We start from the raw sequence: 18,329 nt of genomic DNA on the forward strand, positions 1-18,329 counted from the left end.
GAAAGCGAGCACCCCGCAGTGGAAATCAACTTCACTCTACTCCTTTACGAAAATTTGGTAAGTTAATTGACAAAGTTGTTTTTCAACAACGTGAAACGAACTGCTATGAACAGTTCGTTTTTTGTGAGTTTTAGTTATTCAACTAGGATCATTACATCAATGAACTAGATACTTAAGATTAATTCAAATATTAAATAACTCGGTATTGAATTGGTTTGTATTTAGAATAGTTCTTCATTTCTTTAAATATTTTTAAATTAAGGAAGGAGTGTAGATTTTAATGCCTGAGGTTGAAAAGAAAAATTGGGTTGATAAAAGTATTATTCTATTATTGGTTTTTGTATTTATTATTTTAGCTATAAACATGCCAAAGATACAGAATTTAGATGAGTCAACTTTAATAGGGACTTACCATAGCAAAAAACTTCCATTTGCATCAATAGTATTTGATGAAGATCACCATCATACGTTTTATTATTATAATCGTTCTGAAGTAGATAAGGGAACTTATTCACAAAAAACAGATACGACGTATGTAATTAATAGTTCTAAGTTTCATAATTTGAAAATCATTTATGATAAAAAAAGAAGAACTTTTAAAATAAAAATTGATAATGAAACTTATGTTTTTAAACAGCTTGATACAATTCCTTATATTATAGATAATTCTAAATGACCAGATTCAGTTGCTTCAAGTACTTGGTATTCAAATTTTGTATAAAGGACTTTAAAGGACTATCAAAAAATTGACAGTCCTTTAATATCTATTAAGTATGAACATATAACGGATCCAAAATAAAAAAAGCACCAGCTGATTAGCTGATACTTTGGTAAACCAGGCGACGTTCTACTCTCACAGGGGGAAACCCCCAACTACCATCGACGCAAAAGAGCTTAACTGCCGTGTTCGGTATGGGAACGGGTGTGACCTCTTTGCCATAATCACCTGATTTATAGAGTTGTACTTCGTACCCTCAAAACTAGATAATGTCATTATCAAACTTGTTAGTTAAGTCCTCGACCGATTAGTATCAGTCAGCTCCACGTGTCACCACGCTTCCACCTCTGACCTATCAACCTGATCGTCTCTCAGGGGTCTTACTAGCTTAACGCTATGGGAAATCTCATCTTGAGGGGGGCTTCATGCTTAGATGCTTTCAGCACTTATCCCTTCCACACATAGCTACCCAGCCATGCTCTTGGCAGAACAACTGGTACACCAGCGGTGTGTCCATCCCGGTCCTCTCGTACTAAGGACAGCTCCTCTCAAATTTCCTGCGCCCACGACGGATAGGGACCGAACTGTCTCACGACGTTCTGAACCCAGCTCGCGTACCGCTTTAATGGGCGAACAGCCCAACCCTTGGGACCGACTACAGCCCCAGGATGCGATGAGCCGACATCGAGGTGCCAAACCTCCCCGTCGATGTGGACTCTTGGGGGAGATAAGCCTGTTATCCCCGGGGTAGCTTTTATCCGTTGAGCGATGGCCCTTCCATGCGGAACCACCGGATCACTAAGCCCGACTTTCGTCCCTGCTCGACTTGTAGGTCTCGCAGTCAAGCTCCCTTATGCCTTTACACTCTTCGAATGATTTCCAACCATTCTGAGGGAACCTTTGGGCGCCTCCGTTACTCTTTAGGAGGCGACCGCCCCAGTCAAACTGCCCACCTGACACTGTCTCCGAGCCGGATAACGGCTCTAGGTTAGAATTTCAATACAGCCAGGGTAGTATCCCACCGACGCCTCCACCGAAGCTAGCGCTCCGGCTTCTCAGGCTCCTACCTATCCTGTACAAGCTGTACCAAAATTCAATATCAAGCTGCAGTAAAGCTCCACGGGGTCTTTCCGTCCTGTCGCGGGTAACCTGCATCTTCACAGGTACTATAATTTCACCGAGTCTATGGTTGAGACAGTGCCCAAATCGTTACGCCTTTCGTGCGGGTCGGAACTTACCCGACAAGGAATTTCGCTACCTTAGGACCGTTATAGTTACGGCCGCCGTTTACTGGGGCTTCAATTCAGAGCTTCTCCCGTAAGGGATAACCCCTCCTCTTAACCTTCCAGCACCGGGCAGGCGTCAGCCCCTATACTTCGCCTTGCGGCTTCGCAGAGACCTGTGTTTTTGCTAAACAGTCGCTTGGGCCTTTTCACTGCGGCTCTCCCGGGCATACACCCAAAAGAGCACCCCTTCTCCCGAAGTTACGGGGTCATTTTGCCGAGTTCCTTAACCATAGTTCTCTCGCTCACCTTAGGATTCTCTCCTCGCCTACCTGTGTCGGTTTGCGGTACAGGCACCTATTTCCTCGCTAGAAGCTTTTCTTGGCAGCGTAGAATCAGGAACTTCGGTACTATATTTCCCTCGCCATCACAACTCAGCCTTATGATGTGCGGATTTGCCTACACATCAGCCTAATTGCTTGGACGCGCATATCCAGCAGCGCGCTTACCCTATCTTTCTGCGTCCCTCCATCGCTCAAACGGAAATGAGGTGGTACAGGAATATCAACCTGTTGTCCATCGCCTACGCCTTTCGGCCTCGGCTTAGGTCCTGACTAACCCTGGGAGGACGAGCCTTCCCCAGGAAACCTTAGGCATACGGTGGACGGGATTCTCACCCGTCTTTCGCTACTCATACCGGCATTCTCACTTCTAAGCGCTCCACCAGTCCTTACGATCTAGCTTCAACGCCCTTAGAACGCTCCCCTACCACTGATACCATACGGTATCAATCCGCAGCTTCGGTGATACGTTTAGCCCCGTTACATTTTCGGCGCAGAGTCACTCGACCAGTGAGCTATTACGCACTCTTTAAATGGTGGCTGCTTCTAAGCCAACATCCTGGTTGTCTAAGCAACTCCACATCCTTTTCCACTTAACGTATACTTTGGGACCTTAGCTGGCGGTCTGGGCTGTTTCCCTCTTGACCACGGATCTTATCACTCGTAGTCTGACTCCTATGGATAAGTCATTGGCATTCGGAGTTTGACTGAATTCGGTAACCCGTTGGGGGCCCCTAGTCCAATCAGTGCTCTACCTCCAAGACTCTAACACATAAGGCTAGCCCTAAAGCTATTTCGGGGAGAACCAGCTATCTCCGAGTTCGATTGGAATTTCTCCGCTACCCACACCTCATCCCCGCACTTTTCAACGTGCGTGGGTTCGGACCTCCATTCAGTGTTACCTGAACTTCATCCTGGACATGGGTAGATCACTCGGTTTCGGGTCTACGACCACGTACTATATCGCCCTATTCAGACTCGCTTTCGCTGCGGCTCCGTCTCTTCAACTTAACCTTGCACGGGATCGTAACTCGCCGGTTCATTCTACAAAAGGCACGCCATCACTCGTTAACGAGCTCTGACTATTTGTAAGCACACGGTTTCAGGTTCTCTTTCACTCCCCTTCCGGGGTGCTTTTCACCTTTCCCTCACGGTACTGGTTCACTATCGGTCACTAGGTAGTATTTAGCCTTGGGAGATGGTCCTCCCAGATTCCGACGGAATTTCACGTGTTCCGCCGTACTCAGGATCCACTCAAGAGGGAACGAGGTTTCAACTACAGGGTTTTTACCTTCTTTGACGGACCTTTCCAGGTCGCTTCATTTACCCCGTTCCTTTGTAACTCCGTATAGAGTGTCCTACAACCCCAAGAGGCAAGCCTCTTGGTTTGGGCTATCTTCCGTTTCGCTCGCCGCTACTCAGGAAATCGCTATTGCTTTCTATTCCTCCAGGTACTTAGATGTTTCAGTTCCCTGGGTCTGTCCTCAGTACCCTATGTATTCAGGTAAAGATACTACTCCATTACGAGTAGTGGGTTCCCCCATTCGGAAATCTCCGGATCAAAGCTTACTTACAGCTCCCCGAAGCATATCGGTGTTAGTCCCGTCCTTCATCGACTCCTAGTGCCAAGGCATCCACCGTGCGCCCTTTCTAACTTAACTAATTTTAAAACTAATTGAATTAAACTTACGCAGTTTAATGAATGACATTATCTAGTTTTCAAGGTACAAAGTTGAGAGTGAACTCTCAAAACTAAACAAAACAATGAAGAAACATTTCATACATGAACCATCGGTTCATGATGTCTCCATAGAAAGGAGGTGATCCAGCCGCACCTTCCGATACGGCTACCTTGTTACGACTTCACCCCAATCATCTGTCCCACCTTAGGCGGCTGGCCCCTAAAAGGTTACCCCACCGACTTCGGGTGTTACAAACTCTCGTGGTGTGACGGGCGGTGTGTACAAGGCCCGGGAACGTATTCACCGCGGCATGCTGATCCGCGATTACTAGTGATTCCGGCTTCATGTAGGCGAGTTGCAGCCTACAATCCGAACTGAGAATAGTTTTATGGGATTAGCTCCACCTCGCGGTCTTGCAACCCTTTGTACTATCCATTGTAGCACGTGTGTAGCCCAGGTCATAAGGGGCATGATGATTTGACGTCATCCCCACCTTCCTCCGGTTTGTCACCGGCAGTCACCTTAGAGTGCCCAACTAAATGCTGGCAACTAAGATCAAGGGTTGCGCTCGTTGCGGGACTTAACCCAACATCTCACGACACGAGCTGACGACAACCATGCACCACCTGTCACTCTGTCCCCGAAGGGAAAGCCCTATCTCTAGGGTTGTCAGAGGATGTCAAGACCTGGTAAGGTTCTTCGCGTTGCTTCGAATTAAACCACATGCTCCACCACTTGTGCGGGCCCCCGTCAATTCCTTTGAGTTTCAGTCTTGCGACCGTACTCCCCAGGCGGAGTGCTTAATGCGTTAACTTCAGCACTAAAGGGCGGAAACCCTCTAACACTTAGCACTCATCGTTTACAGCGTGGACTACCAGGGTATCTAATCCTGTTTGCTCCCCACGCTTTCGCGCCTCAGCGTCAGTTACAGACCAGAAAGTCGCCTTCGCCACTGGTGTTCCTCCAAATCTCTACGCATTTCACCGCTACACTTGGAATTCCACTTTCCTCTTCTGCACTCAAGTTTCCCAGTTTCCAATGACCCTCCCCGGTTGAGCCGGGGGCTTTCACATCAGACTTAAGAAACCGCCTGCGCGCGCTTTACGCCCAATAATTCCGGACAACGCTTGCCACCTACGTATTACCGCGGCTGCTGGCACGTAGTTAGCCGTGGCTTTCTGGTTAGGTACCGTCAAGGTGCCAGCTTATTCAACTAGCACTTATTCTTCCCTAACAACAGAGCTTTACGACCCGAAGGCCTTCATCGCTCACGCGGCGTTGCTCCGTCAGACTTTCGTCCATTGCGGAAGATTCCCTACTGCTGCCTCCCGTAGGAGTCTGGGCCGTGTCTCAGTCCCAGTGTGGCCGATCACCCTCTCAGGTCGGCTACGCATCGTCGCCTTGGTGAGCCGTTACCTCACCAACTAGCTAATGCGCCGCGGGCCCATCTGTAAGTGATAGCTAAAAGCCATCTTTCAATAAAGGAACAGGAGTTCCTTTATGTCATCCGGTATTAGCTCCGGTTTCCCGAAGTTATCCCAGTCTTACAGGTAGGTTGCCCACGTGTTACTCACCCGTCCGCCGCTAACTAACGGGAGCAAGCTCCCATTAGTCCGCTCGACTTGCATGTATTAGGCACGCCGCCAGCGTTCGTCCTGAGCCAGGATCAAACTCTCCATAAAAGTTAAGTTTAAATCTTGTATTGCTCAAAAAACTAATAATTGACGTTTACTTCATGTTTTGTTTAGTTTTCAAAGTTCACTTCGTCGCTCAGAAGCGACTTATAAATCATATCATTTAAGTCTTGTTTTAGTCAACAACTTTTTAAATGTTTTTTGATTTTTTATTTCGTTTGTTTTCCCTCGTTTGGGACAACATAGAATAATATATCAGCTATTTGAATTAATTACAATACTAAAATAAAAGTATTATTATTCAGAATGTTCCATTTGATTGAACTCTTTATTAACAATGGTGACTGTATTCACTTTAATATAACTAATCAAAGGATGCTTCATTATTGAAGCATCCTTTGATTCTTATGCTAATGTTGCATTCTTCTTTAATTTTTCAATTGACTTTACTGCTTCTACTAACGCTTGATCTAACTCAGTAGTGTATTTTGCTTTTTGTTCCTTACTCCACTCTAGCTTTATTGACATAAATTCAATTACTGCGTCCTTCCATTCATATACCCAATGAATATTAAAAAACAGTGCACCAGTACGACGTATAAAAAAGTCGACTGGTTTTACAACCATCTCAAAGTCTATTGCATATAAAAGTGGTACGAAGACATCTATGGGTAAATTATATTGATATGCCACTAATCTGTGCTGACTTGCTAACTGAAATAGCGTATCAACATTGGATCCATAAAATTTTGTAAAACGTTCAGCTTGATTTTCCGACAAATCATACTTGATTCCTTCTTTGGTTTTTTCAGAAATATATTTAGAAAATTGTGATGCCCCACCTACATGTCCACCAGAGATCGGCATATGTTTTGTCTTACTTTTTATATAGTTAGAATTGTGTCCTTCCTTTTTTAGTAATTCAGTTACATAGTCGATTACCGTTTCGGCCATTTTTCGATATCCCGTTAACTTTCCACCAGCAATTGTAATTAATCCAGAATTTGAAGTCCAAATTTCATCTTTGCGTGAAATTTCAGATGCACTTTTCCCTTCTTCATATATTAACGGACGTACCCCTGCCCAACTTGATTCTATATCCGTTTCCGAGATGTTTAATGTTGGAAACATATAGTTGATTGCATTAATAATATAGTTACAATCTTCATTCGTCATTAGTGGTTTTGCAGCATCTTCATTATAAAATGTATCTGTTGTACCAACATATGTCTTTCCATCTCGAGGAATCGCAAATACCATACGTCCGTCTGGCGTATCAAAATAGATTGCTTGACCTAGCGGGAACCGACTATGGTCAATAACTAAATGAACACCTTTAGATAGCTGTAATACTTTTCCTCTCTTTGAATGATCCATTTCACGTAGCGAATCAACCCATGGTCCCGCTGCATTTACAATTTTTTTACCGTATACTTCATACACTTCACCGTCTAATAAATCAACGACAATTACACCGCAAACTTTACCATCTTTATATAAGAAACCATCTACTTTAGCGTAGTTCACTGCTTTCGCCCCATGAGCGATCGCTTCTTTCATCACCTCAATTGTTAGACGAGCATCATCTGTGCGGTACTCTACATAGTATCCCCCGCCTTTTAACCCTTCTTGTTTTACAAGTGGCTCTTTTTCGATCGTTTGTTCACGATTAAACATTTTTCTCCGTTCACTTCTTTTTACACCAGCTAGGAAATCATAAATTCTTAATCCTATTGATGTACTAAAAGCACCAAATGTGCCACCTTTATGGAAAGGTAATAACATCCATTCTGGAGTTGTTACATGTGGACCATTTTCGTATACAATTGCACGTTCTTTCCCAACTTCTGCTACCATTTTTACTTCTAATTGTTTTAAGTATCTTAATCCACCATGTACAAGCTTAGTTGAACGACTAGATGTACCTGCTGCAAAGTCATGCATTTCAAATACGATTGTTGATAATCCACGTGTAGTAGCGTCTAATGCAATACCAGCTCCAGTAATACCTCCACCGATTACAATTACATCTAATTCTCTTTTATTTACTGTTTTTAAGACATCTTTTCGTAGTGCACCTGAAAATTTCATGGCTTTTCCTCCTTAAATACGAAAAAAAGAGACCACAAACATTACTATAGAATTTCTTCTATAGCATGTTGTGGTCTCTCTAAATCTCCTACCGAAATATTAACTTGTTTCTATTTTAACACTATACTATATTATTTAAAAGCTTTTGTTGCTTCGATTGCTTTTTTCCAACCACTGTATAGTTCTTCTCTTTTTTCATCTTGCATTTCTGGTTTAAATCTCTTATCCATATTCCATTGTTTGGAGATTGTTTCTTGATTTTCCCAATAACCAACAGCTAAACCTGCTAAATAAGCTGCACCTAAAGCTGTTGTTTCATTTACTTCAGGACGTTCAACTGGGACATCTAATAGATCGCTTTGGAATTGCATTAAGAAATTGTTCTTAACGGCTCCCCCATCCACACGTAAAGTTTTTAGTTCAATACCTGAATCAGCTTCCATTGCACATAAAACATCTTTTGTTTGATAAGCTAATGCTTCTAGTGTTGCACGAATAAAATGTTCCTTCGTTGTTCCTCGAGTTAATCCAAAAACTGCTCCGCGTACTTCACTATCCCAGTATGGAGTACCTAGACCAACAAATGCAGGTACGATATAAACTCCATCTGTAGATTCAACCCTAGTGGCATATTCTTCACTATTACTAGCATCTTTAAACATGCGCATACCATCACGTAACCATTGAATAGCAGAACCTGCTACAAAAATACTTCCTTCTAAAGCATATTCAACTTTTCCATTTAGTCCCCATGCAATTGTTGTTAATAAGCCATGATTAGATTTCACCGCTTTTTCACCAGTATTCATTAACATAAAACAACCAGTACCATAAGTATTTTTCGCCATTCCTTCACCAAAGCAAGCTTGACCAAATAACGCAGCTTGTTGGTCACCAGCTATCCCGGCAATTGGTACATTTTGACCAAAGAAATGGTAATCAACAGTATGACCATATACTTCAGAAGAGGATCGTACTTCTGGAAGCATGCTTTTTGGTACTGTTAGTATTTCAAGTAGTTCATCATCCCATCTTAATTCATGAATGTTATACATTAATGTACGTGATGCATTTGAATAATCCGTAACATGTACATTACCGCCAGATAATTTCCAAACAAGCCAAGTATCAATTGTTCCAAATAATAATTCACCACGGTCTGCTTTTTCTCTTGCACCTTCAACATTATCTAGAATCCACTTAACTTTTGTTCCAGAAAAATAGGCATCAATTAAAAGACCTGTTTTTTCATGCACAACCTCTCCATGGCCTTTCTCTTTTAAATCGTCACATATCTCACTCGTTTGACGTGATTGCCATACGATCGCATTATAGATTGGCCTTCCAGTTGTTTTGTCCCACACAACCGTTGTTTCACGCTGATTTGTAATACCTATACCTGCAATTTGCTCAGGTTTTACATCTGCTTCACTTAAACAAGTAGCAATGACAGCTAAAATTGATCCCCAAATTTCTTGCGCATTATGCTCAACCCATCCTGGTTTTGGAAAATGCTGTGTAAATTCTTTTTGTGCAACATGAACTATTTTTCCATCTTTATTAAATAGAATTGCACGAGAACTTGTTGTACCTTGATCTAAAGAAAGAATGTATTTATTCATAATCGTTCCATCTCCTCATTAAGCTACTACTTTTCTATTATTTGTATGACTTTGACTCTTTTTACTTGTCAAATAAGAAACTATTAAAATACCAACCGTTACAATTACTACATAAATAATTGCAGAGTTATACTTACCTTCAAAAATAATCTGATAGAATAATCCTGCAAGTGATCCTCCTAATACTGGTCCAACAACTGGAATCCATGCATATTTCCAATTCGAACCTCCTTTACCGGGAATAGGTAATAAAAAGTGTGCAATGCGAGGCCCTAAATCACGAGCTGGATTGATTGCATAACCAGTCGTTCCACCTAATGATAAACCAATGCTAACAATTAAGAACCCTACGATAAAAGGGTTTAAACCATCTGCAAATTTATTTGAACCAATTGCTAAAATACCAAACACTAAGATGAACGTTCCAATCAATTCACTTAAAAGATTTGCAAATGTATTAGGTATAGCAGGACCTGTTGCAAATACACCTAATTTGGTTCCTGGATCTTCTGTTTCTTTCCAATGCGGTAAGTAATGTAAATAGACAATTGTTGCTCCAATCATCGCACCAATCATTTGTGCTGCAATGTATTTGGGTACTTGACTCCATGGAAATGAGCCTTTAAAAGCTAATCCTAATGTTACTGCTGGATTTAAATGTGCTCCACTAATACTACCTACTGCATAAACAGATATTGCAACTGCTAAACCCCATCCTAGAGTTATTACAATCCAACCTGAATCCTTAGCAAATGATCTTTTTAAACTTACACCTGCACAAACTCCTCCACCTAAAACAATTAGCAAAGCAGTTCCAATTAATTCCCCTAAAAATGCTGACATAATTTCACTCCATCCACATTCTGTTTAAGATTAAGTTTTCTCGTGATCGTAAATAAATTGAATGGCCATTCTTTTTAAAATAACTCAGTTAATATAAGCTGTTGATTTAATAAAAAAGTATCGAGACAATAAGTATGATATTATTGCATACCACCTATTAACTGAGCCTAAAAACAAAAAGACCCACAATCAATCAGTTTCTATTAACAAATAGAAACTATTAATTGTGGATCTCTTCATTTCTCCGTCACGTTTATTAACTTGTCTTTTATGCTAACCTCAATTGAAAGCGGTGTCAACAGAATTATTCACATTTTTGCCATTACTTTAGAAATTTTTTCCACAAGTCTTTATCCGATGTTGTAATTGCTGTAGCACCAGCATTCAAAGCTGCTTCCACATCTTCAACAGTTCTAATAAATCCACCAGCTAAAATAGGTATACCAGTTCTTTCTTTTACCTCTGCAATAACATTCGTTAGCGCTCCTGGTAACACTTCAATGTAATCAGGCTTTGTTTTTTCTAATAACACTAAACTTTTTTCCATTGCTCCAGAATCAATCAAAAAGATCCGTTGGATGGCAATAACCCCTTTTTGCTTAGCCTTTAAAATAACATTGGATTTTGTAGAAAGTAATCCATCTGGCTTGTATTCTTGACAAAGAAATTCCGCTGCATGCCCATCACTTTGTAAACCATGTATAAGGTCGACATGTAAAAATACTTTCTTTCCATGTTGCTTAGCAAGAGAAACTACACTTTTCAATTGACCGATATGAATATCAAGAATAACAATAGATTTATACGAAGTAGTTAATAATTTTTCTAAATCCTTTATTTTTCTAACCGCTGGTAGAATTTTTTGTTCATGAAAATCCATCAATATTACCCCTATAGAATTTTTTACTTTTATAGTACACAATTTTAAAAAAAAGAAAAAGCCTGTACAATGAAAGAATTTTCTTTGTACAGACTCTTTTTTAACTTAGGTTCTACTCTCTGAAATACGCTAGGAATAATAGGAAGACTACAAACAATATATACATTACTGGATGGATTTTTTTCGTTTTTCCAGCAGCGATCATTGAAATCGGGTAGAAAATGAAACCAACCGCAATCCCTGTTGCAATACTATATGTTAATGGCATTGCAATAATTGTAAAGAATGCTGGAACAGCAATTTCGAACTTTTTCCAATCAATTTGACCAATTGATGAAACCATTAAAACTCCGACTACGATTAATGCAGGTGAAGTTACCGCTGCAGTTACTACTCCTAAAAGTGGTGCGAAGAATAATGCTAGTAAGAATAAGATACCAGTAACTACTGCAGAGAATCCTGTACGTCCGCCAGCAGCTACACCAGCAGTTGACTCAATATAAGAAGTAGTAGTACTTGTACCTAAAGTTGAACCAACTACAACTGCTGTTGCATCAACCATTAATGCTTTACCTGCTCTTTCAAGCTTGTTCTCTTTTAATAAACCAGCTTGGTTAGCTACTGCTACTAATGTTCCTGTTGCATCAAAGAAATCTACGATAAAGAAAGTTAAGACTACAGCAAACATTTTACCTGAAGAGAAAACATCTGGAATATGTTTAATTGCTTGACCGAATGTTGGAGCAATACTTGGTACTGGACCAACAACTGAAGATGGTAAGTCGATAATTCCAAAAATCATACCTGCGATTGCTGTGATGATCATTCCTAAAAATACACCAGCTTTTACTTTTCTAGCCATTAAAACTACTGTAATAACTAAACCGAAAATCGTTAATAAAACAGCTGGTTCATTTAATTTACCAAGTGAAACGAATGTCGCCGGGTTACTTACGATAATACCTGAGTTTTTTAAACCGACAAATGTTACAAAGAATCCAATACCGCTACCAATTGCTAATTTTAATTCAATTGGGATTGCATTTATAATTTGTTCACGAAGACCAGTTAATGAAAGAATGATAAAGATAATACCTGATACGAATACGCCAGCTAATGCCGTTTGCCATGGAATACCCATCCCAAGAACTACGTTAAAAGCAAAGAATGCATTTAATCCCATACCTGGTGCTAAAGCAATTGGATATTTCGCATATATACCCATTAAAATCGATCCATATGCTGCAGCTAAAGATGTAGCTACAAAGATTGCCTCTTTATTCATTCTTAAAGCTTCTGGGAAATCCTTTATATCTGATAATGATAAAATCGATGGATTTACAAATAGAATATAAGCCATTGCTAAGAATGTAGTTAAACCAGCAATTGTTTCTTGACGATATGATGTGCCTAACTTGTTGAACTCAAAATAATTACTGATGCGTTCTTTCATGTGATCCTCCTAAGTTTTAGTCTTAAAAGTCGGTCTCTATTGTTTAAAATAGAAAAGGCACTTTTACACAATGGTAAAAGCGCCTATCACGAGCAGTTTCATTCTGAACTTATTAACCCTAGAATAGTAGAATAATAGCAAGATAGTAGGTTAATAACATTCAGAAATCATTACTTCGTAGTCCGCCATTTTACGGTGGCGGGTAGAGACGCTAGTCCATATTTACTAGCCTATACGACAAGTTATGACAAATAATTTATTTAATTTATATCCTTATATTACATTCAGTTTTAATTAGTGTCAACAAAAAAACGAACATTTTTTATAAAATATCCGTTTTCGTTCGCTTTTACCATATTTTAGTTATTCAATTAAACTTCATCATTTGGAAATACCCATTTTAGTCAAATAAAACGTTTAATTAACAGTAAATTATAATAACTATTGTACTATAAAACGTTCAATTTATGACAAGTTTCAACAAAAAAAAGCCATAAACCCTAATAACAAGGGTTTATGGCTTTCACTTATTATTCCCACTCAATCGTTGCAGGTGGCTTACTAGTTACATCATAAACTATACGGTTTACATGTTTAACTTCGTTTACAATACGAGTTGAGATTTTTTGAAGTACATCCCAATCAATACGTGCCCAGTCAGCAGTCATTCCATCGATCGATGTAACTGCACGAATACCCACAGTGTAATCATACGTACGCTCATCACCCATTACGCCAACACTACGGATGTCAGGTAATACCGTGAAATATTGCCAAATTTCTTTATCTAAACCAGCTAAAGCAATTTCTTCACGTAAAATTGCATCTGATTCACGAACGATTTCAAGTTTTTGATCAGTAATTTCGCCTAATACACGAATTCCTAGACCTGGTCCTGGGAATGGTTGTCTCCAAACGATTGCATCTGGAATTCCTAGTTCAGTACCTACTGCACGTACTTCGTCTTTAAATAATGAACTTAAAGGCTCGATTAACGTGAATTGCATGTCTTCAGGTAATCCACCTACATTATGATGTGATTTGATTGTTTGAGCTGTAGCCGTACCGCTCTCGATAATATCTGTATAAAGAGTTCCTTGAGCTAAGAAATCCATACCTTCTAATTTATCTGCCTCATCATCAAACACATAGATGAATTCATTACCGATAATTTTACGTTTTTGTTCTGGATCAGAAACGCCAGCAAGTTTACTTAAGAAGCGCTCTCTAGCATCTACTTTAATTACGTTCATGTTGAAACCTTCGCTAAACGTCTTCATAACGCCTTCAGCTTCATCTTTACGTAATAAACCGTGGTCAACGAAGATACATGTTAATTGATCACCAATTGCTTTGTGAATTAATACTGCAACTACTGAAGAATCAACACCACCGCTAAGTGCACAAAGTACTTTTTTGTCGCCAACAGTATTACGAATATTTTCAAGTTCAACTTCAATGTAGTTTTTCATTGACCAGTTTGCTTCACATTCGCAAATATTGAATACGAAATTCTTTAATAGATCATTTCCATATTCAGAGTGACGAACTTCTGGATGGAATTGTACTCCATACATTTTTTTAGCTTCATTACTCATTGCTGCGATCGGACAAGAAGCACTAGTTGCATCTACAACGAATCCTTCTGGTTGTTGAATTACTTTATCACCATGGCTCATCCAAACTACATGGTCTGATGGTAGGTCTTTTAATAAAGCAGACGGATTTTGAATGTTTAATTCAGCTTTACCATATTCACGTTGGTCAGCTCTAGCTACCGTTCCACCAAAATGTTGCGTCATTAACTGCATTCCGTAACAAATACCTAAGATTGGAATTTCTAAATCAAAAATTGCTTCATCACAGAAAAAAGCATTTTCACCATATACGCTATTTGGTCCGCCAGAGAAAACGATCCCTTTTGCGCCCATTTGCTTAATTTCCTCTGCAGTTATTGTATGAGGACGTAATTCACTATAAACGCCAAACTCACGGATACGACGTGCTATAAGTTGGTTATATTGACTTCCAAAATCTAGTACTACAATTGTGTCATGTTGTTGCAAAACGGTCACCCCATCTATATATATTGAATTAACGTATCAGTTAAACTGATACTATTTTTCCCAAAAAAAATAAAAAAAGCCGACTTTCTCCTCTTTTTACATACGAAAAATGCGTATAAGAAGGCAGAAAATCAGACTTAAAATTAAACAAAGTCAGACTGCCTTCATAGTCAGGGCATGTTACGGCGCCCCGGTAGAGACTCTCGACCCATATTGTCGAGGATATATGAAGAATAATGACGAATATTGTATTATTGTCTCATTCTAACAATGTATAATTTTTCGGTCAAGGTATTTCATTGCATAAAAAAAATAAATTTTTGTGTAAACGTTCCAACTTGTCATGAATAAGATTATAGTGTATCTTTTAACTAACGAACGGTAGGTAGTTTACAGAATAAAAACATTTATCTAGTCTGCTATAAGGGGGAGATTTTTTATGAGTTGGATTTACTTAGTTATAGCGGGAATTTCCGAAATTGCTTGGGCATTTGGACTAAAATACTCAGAAGGATTTACAAATTTGTTACCAACAATTTTAACGATAGCTGGGATCTTGTTCAGCTTTTATTTATTTTCAAAAGCAATAAGAGATATTCCAATCGGTACCGCTTACGCAGTTTTCACAGGGATTGGCGCCGCTGGGACAGTTATTATAGGAATGTTATTTTTAAATGAATCAGCCTCTATCTTAAAAGTTATACTTGTAATTACATTATTATCTGGAATTATTGGCTTAAAATTAACTTCAGGTGATAAAAAAGCAGAAAAAGGAGATGCAGCATAAAATGGCTTGGTTATTTTTATTTATTGCGGGTTTGGGTGAAGTTGGCTTTGTCATTTTTATGAAGCTATCAAATAATTTTAAAAAACTTAACTACTCCATTTTGTGTATTCTATCTGGATGGACTAGTTTTTACTTATTATCAAAGGCCTTAAAGGTTATACCCGTTGGTACAGGTTATACAATTTGGACTGGTATAGGTGCCGCTGGTTCTGTTTTAATTGGCATGTTGTTCTTTAATGAATCACGAGAATGGAAACGACTATTATTTATCACCTTAGTAATTGGATCCGTTATTGGTTTAAAAATTATCTCACCTCATTAAAAAAATCCCTATTCGACAACGAATTGGGGATTTTTTATTTAGGAATTATGTCATATTGTCTTTTAAAACAGCTTGCCCCAAGTGTTTTTTCCAACAATTCCATCGACAACTAGTCCATTATTTGCTTGAAATGTTTTAACTGCATTTTCAGTAACTGGTCCAAAAATTCCATCTGCCGTTATTTTAAGTTTTTGTTGAACCTTTTTTACAGATTCACCTCTAGATCCTTCTTTTAAAATACCAGGGTATGGAATTGAGTCTGTTTGGGTTTTCGGGGGATTTAAGATCGCATTCACTTGTGCTTTAAACTCGTTAAATCGATCGGGGTAGTCTATGAAGGTTTTTGGACATGGCTTATGGGTTATGTCATAATGTCTCACAATGTCATTTGCATTTAATTTAAACATCTTACACAATTCAGCAATTACTCTGATCGTACGTGTTAATGTATATTGTGAAATAGTACCATCCTTTTCGAGACACATTTCTACACCGATTGAAAGCTTATTTGCGTTCGGAGCAAGTTCATCCACTCCTCTATATACACCACCATTACTATTTCTTTCATAATGATCATTTGCATGATAAGCTACTTCATCAAGCGGAATAATACAGATTGCCTCTTTCGAATCAACAAATATATGAGCAGATGCATATGTTTTATTTTTTATCGCTATACCGTTAAAATACCTTTGGTGACTTTGTGCACTTGCCCCCGGATTGGCTGTCCAATGTAGCACAATTTTTTTAACTTCTTTCAACTTTATTGACGGCCTCGTATACTTGTTCATCGAAATAAAATCATTTCTCCAAGTTGCCAAAATTAGCACTCCTTTGCAATATTGGCATGTCCAAACAACCTTCTTTCGAATACTTGGACATGTTTATTAATACAGTATTCTGGAAGATAAAATTCGTTACATATAAAAAGAGAGTATTAGATACTCTCTTGGATGATGATAAAAATAAGTTATATACTTACTTTTTTAGTGGTTTAACATAAATGGCTTGTGATGAATTAACCGATATACAGCCATCTAAATCCTTCTCTTTTAACAATCCCAAATTAATAGCAGACTTGATTTTATCTCCATCTGGTTTTCTTACAATTTGTATTAAATCAGACAGGTTTAGTTCTTCTAATTTATTAATTGTCTCCTCCTCATTAAATTTCTCTTTTTTTCTTATGATTCGTTCAAGTTTTAAATTATTAATAATTAGTTCACCTTTTTCATTCATTCCAACTTGATGATCAAAATATCCATGAAAAATCTTTTGTAATTCTTCTAACTGATTTTCAATATCTTTCTTTTTTTGACTCAAATCATAGTACTCGTTCAACATCGGTTCCGTAATTTTGAAATTATTTTTCCTCCCCATTTCATAACACCACTTTTCATAAGAAGATAATTTATCTTATTGTGAAATTAGACGAGTTATGACTTGAAATACATAAGAAATAAAAGTACATTAACAAGTGGAAGACAAAAAATAGAATGAATTATTGCTATATAAGAAAACAAAAATATTTAAGTTATTTATATATCTCAAATAAAAAAGAAAGGAATCTTGATTATGCTAAAAAAGCAACAATCATGATAGCGAAATGAAAAATGTTTATTGAGCCAATGCTATTACAGAATGCTGATAAGCCATTTGACTCTGATCAACATTATTTTGAATTGAAATCAAATGGTGTTCGAATGATGCTTGAAAGGCAAAATGGAAAGAATAAACTTTTTAATCGAAATGGTACCGAGATTACGGAGAGAATCCCTGAACTCGAAAATATCGAATTAGATGATTGTTACTTAGACGGTGTTTTAGTTTGTTATAATGAAGGCCGAGAGGATTTTGAAGCAGTTACCAATCGAGTAAGTTTTATTCAAGAATACAAAATATTACAAGGAAGCAAAGAATTTCCATTAATATATATCGTTTTTGATATTTTACGCCTTAAAAATAATAACTTAATGAAAGAACCTTTATCTTATCGAAAAAAAATCCTTTCAGAAACTCTAGTTGATCAAGAATCAATTAAAAAAAGTTTTTATATCGAGTCAGAAGGTAAGATGTTTTTTGAGCAAATTAAAACTCTCGGACTCGAAGGTATAGTAGCTAAATCAAAAGATTCCACTTATATACCAGCACATCGTTCACTAAATTGGTTAAAAATTATTAACTGGAGATATAGTAATTACTATATTACAGGCTATAAAAAACAAGGAATGGGATTATTAATCTCGGAATTAAAAAATGATGAGTATGTAAATGTAGGGATCGTAGAGTTTGGGATGAATACTGGCCAAAAAACAGCATTCTTTAGTCTAACGAAGCATATAAAAACTGGAGAAGACAAAAATTATATTTATGTAGAGCCATTAGTTCGATGTGTGATAAAAAGTAGAGGTCAATTAAATAGCGGAGAATTAATTGAACCTATATTCCATGACTTTATCGTTTAAAAAAATACTGATCCACCCCTTTTAATGTATTAGTAGCTTTTTACATGAAGGGGCTTTTTATTTTCTATCTAAATATAAACCATAATATGATCAACCAAAATGGTATAGAAAATAAGAGACCAAAAAGGCATCCTCTATATAAACCAAAATTCATCTAAATCATCCTTAAAAAATTATTTGATCTATTCGTAATATCGCATCG

General features: G+C 38.2%; 12 protein-coding genes, 3 rRNA genes and 2 riboswitches. Of the genes, 4 read left to right on the forward strand and 11 right to left on the reverse strand.

Annotation, left to right across the window (positions count from 1 at the left end):
* Positions 1–280: 280 nt before the first annotated feature.
* Positions 281–676 (forward strand): hypothetical protein, encoded by a 396-nt coding sequence (locus AB1282_RS04465; RefSeq protein WP_390313381.1) that lies wholly within the window; start codon positions 281–283, stop codon positions 674–676.
* A gap of 158 nt (positions 677–834) precedes the next feature.
* Here AB1282_RS04465 and rrf read toward each other — a convergent pair.
* From rrf to guaA, 9 genes are all read right to left on the reverse strand, one after another.
* A 5S ribosomal RNA gene (rrf, locus tag AB1282_RS04470) occupies positions 835–950 on the reverse strand.
* 55 nt (positions 951–1,005) lie between these two features.
* Positions 1,006–3,943, reverse strand: a 23S ribosomal RNA gene (locus tag AB1282_RS04475).
* 152 nt (positions 3,944–4,095) lie between these two features.
* A 16S ribosomal RNA gene (locus AB1282_RS04480) occupies positions 4,096–5,646 on the reverse strand.
* The 16S, 23S and 5S rRNA genes sit together here, the layout of an rRNA operon.
* Before the next feature lie 357 nt (positions 5,647–6,003).
* Entirely contained in the window at positions 6,004–7,689 is a 1,686-nt protein-coding gene (locus AB1282_RS04485; RefSeq protein WP_056470059.1) for a glycerol-3-phosphate dehydrogenase/oxidase, read from the reverse strand.
* 131 nt (positions 7,690–7,820) lie between these two features.
* Complete coding sequence (glpK, locus tag AB1282_RS04490) at positions 7,821–9,311, reverse strand: glycerol kinase GlpK (protein WP_056470057.1); 1,491 nt, start codon at positions 9,309–9,311, stop codon at positions 7,821–7,823.
* Between the two features lie 18 nt (positions 9,312–9,329).
* Positions 9,330–10,154, reverse strand: coding sequence for an MIP/aquaporin family protein (locus AB1282_RS04495; protein ID WP_429898595.1), 825 nt, complete (start codon positions 10,152–10,154; stop codon positions 9,330–9,332).
* Positions 10,155–10,476: 322 nt separating this feature from the next.
* On the reverse strand, positions 10,477–11,034 hold the full coding sequence (locus AB1282_RS04500; RefSeq protein ID WP_056470051.1) for a glycerol-3-phosphate responsive antiterminator: 558 nt from the start codon (positions 11,032–11,034) through the stop codon (positions 10,477–10,479).
* A 112-nt stretch (positions 11,035–11,146) separates the two neighbouring features.
* Complete coding sequence (locus AB1282_RS04505) at positions 11,147–12,475, reverse strand: NCS2 family permease (RefSeq protein ID WP_156339652.1); 1,329 nt, start codon at positions 12,473–12,475, stop codon at positions 11,147–11,149.
* A gap of 170 nt (positions 12,476–12,645) precedes the next feature.
* Positions 12,646–12,745, reverse strand: a riboswitch (purine riboswitch).
* A 272-nt stretch (positions 12,746–13,017) separates the two neighbouring features.
* Entirely contained in the window at positions 13,018–14,553 is a 1,536-nt protein-coding gene (gene guaA / locus AB1282_RS04510) for a glutamine-hydrolyzing GMP synthase (RefSeq protein WP_390313240.1), read from the reverse strand.
* Between the two features lie 147 nt (positions 14,554–14,700).
* Positions 14,701–14,803: riboswitch (purine riboswitch) on the reverse strand.
* 189 nt (positions 14,804–14,992) lie between these two features.
* Here guaA and AB1282_RS04515 point away from each other — a divergent pair.
* Together AB1282_RS04515 and AB1282_RS04520 are read left to right on the forward strand one after the other, a co-directional pair.
* Positions 14,993–15,340, forward strand: coding sequence for a DMT family transporter (locus AB1282_RS04515; RefSeq protein WP_390313242.1), 348 nt, complete (start codon positions 14,993–14,995; stop codon positions 15,338–15,340).
* 1 nt (position 15,341) lies between these two features.
* Positions 15,342–15,662, forward strand: coding sequence for a DMT family transporter (locus AB1282_RS04520; RefSeq protein WP_056470039.1), 321 nt, complete (start codon positions 15,342–15,344; stop codon positions 15,660–15,662).
* A gap of 62 nt (positions 15,663–15,724) precedes the next feature.
* On the opposite strand, the gene AB1282_RS04525 is transcribed toward AB1282_RS04520, so the two are convergent.
* On the reverse strand, positions 15,725–16,483 hold the full coding sequence (locus AB1282_RS04525; RefSeq protein WP_056470037.1) for a peptidoglycan recognition protein family protein: 759 nt from the start codon (positions 16,481–16,483) through the stop codon (positions 15,725–15,727).
* 157 nt (positions 16,484–16,640) lie between these two features.
* The gene (locus AB1282_RS04530) at positions 16,641–17,042 is read right to left on the reverse strand and encodes a hypothetical protein (protein WP_056470034.1); all 402 of its coding nucleotides are present in this window, start codon (positions 17,040–17,042) and stop codon (positions 16,641–16,643) included.
* 233 nt (positions 17,043–17,275) lie between these two features.
* Here AB1282_RS04530 and AB1282_RS04535 point away from each other — a divergent pair, with 233 nt between their 5' ends.
* Positions 17,276–18,127 (forward strand): hypothetical protein, encoded by an 852-nt coding sequence (locus AB1282_RS04535; protein WP_429898598.1) that lies wholly within the window; start codon positions 17,276–17,278, stop codon positions 18,125–18,127.
* Positions 18,128–18,329 lie beyond the last annotated feature (202 nt).

It is taken from the genome of Gottfriedia sp. S16(2024) (genome assembly GCF_050473765.1).
Taxonomy (GTDB): domain Bacteria; phylum Bacillota; class Bacilli; order Bacillales; family Bacillaceae_G; genus Gottfriedia.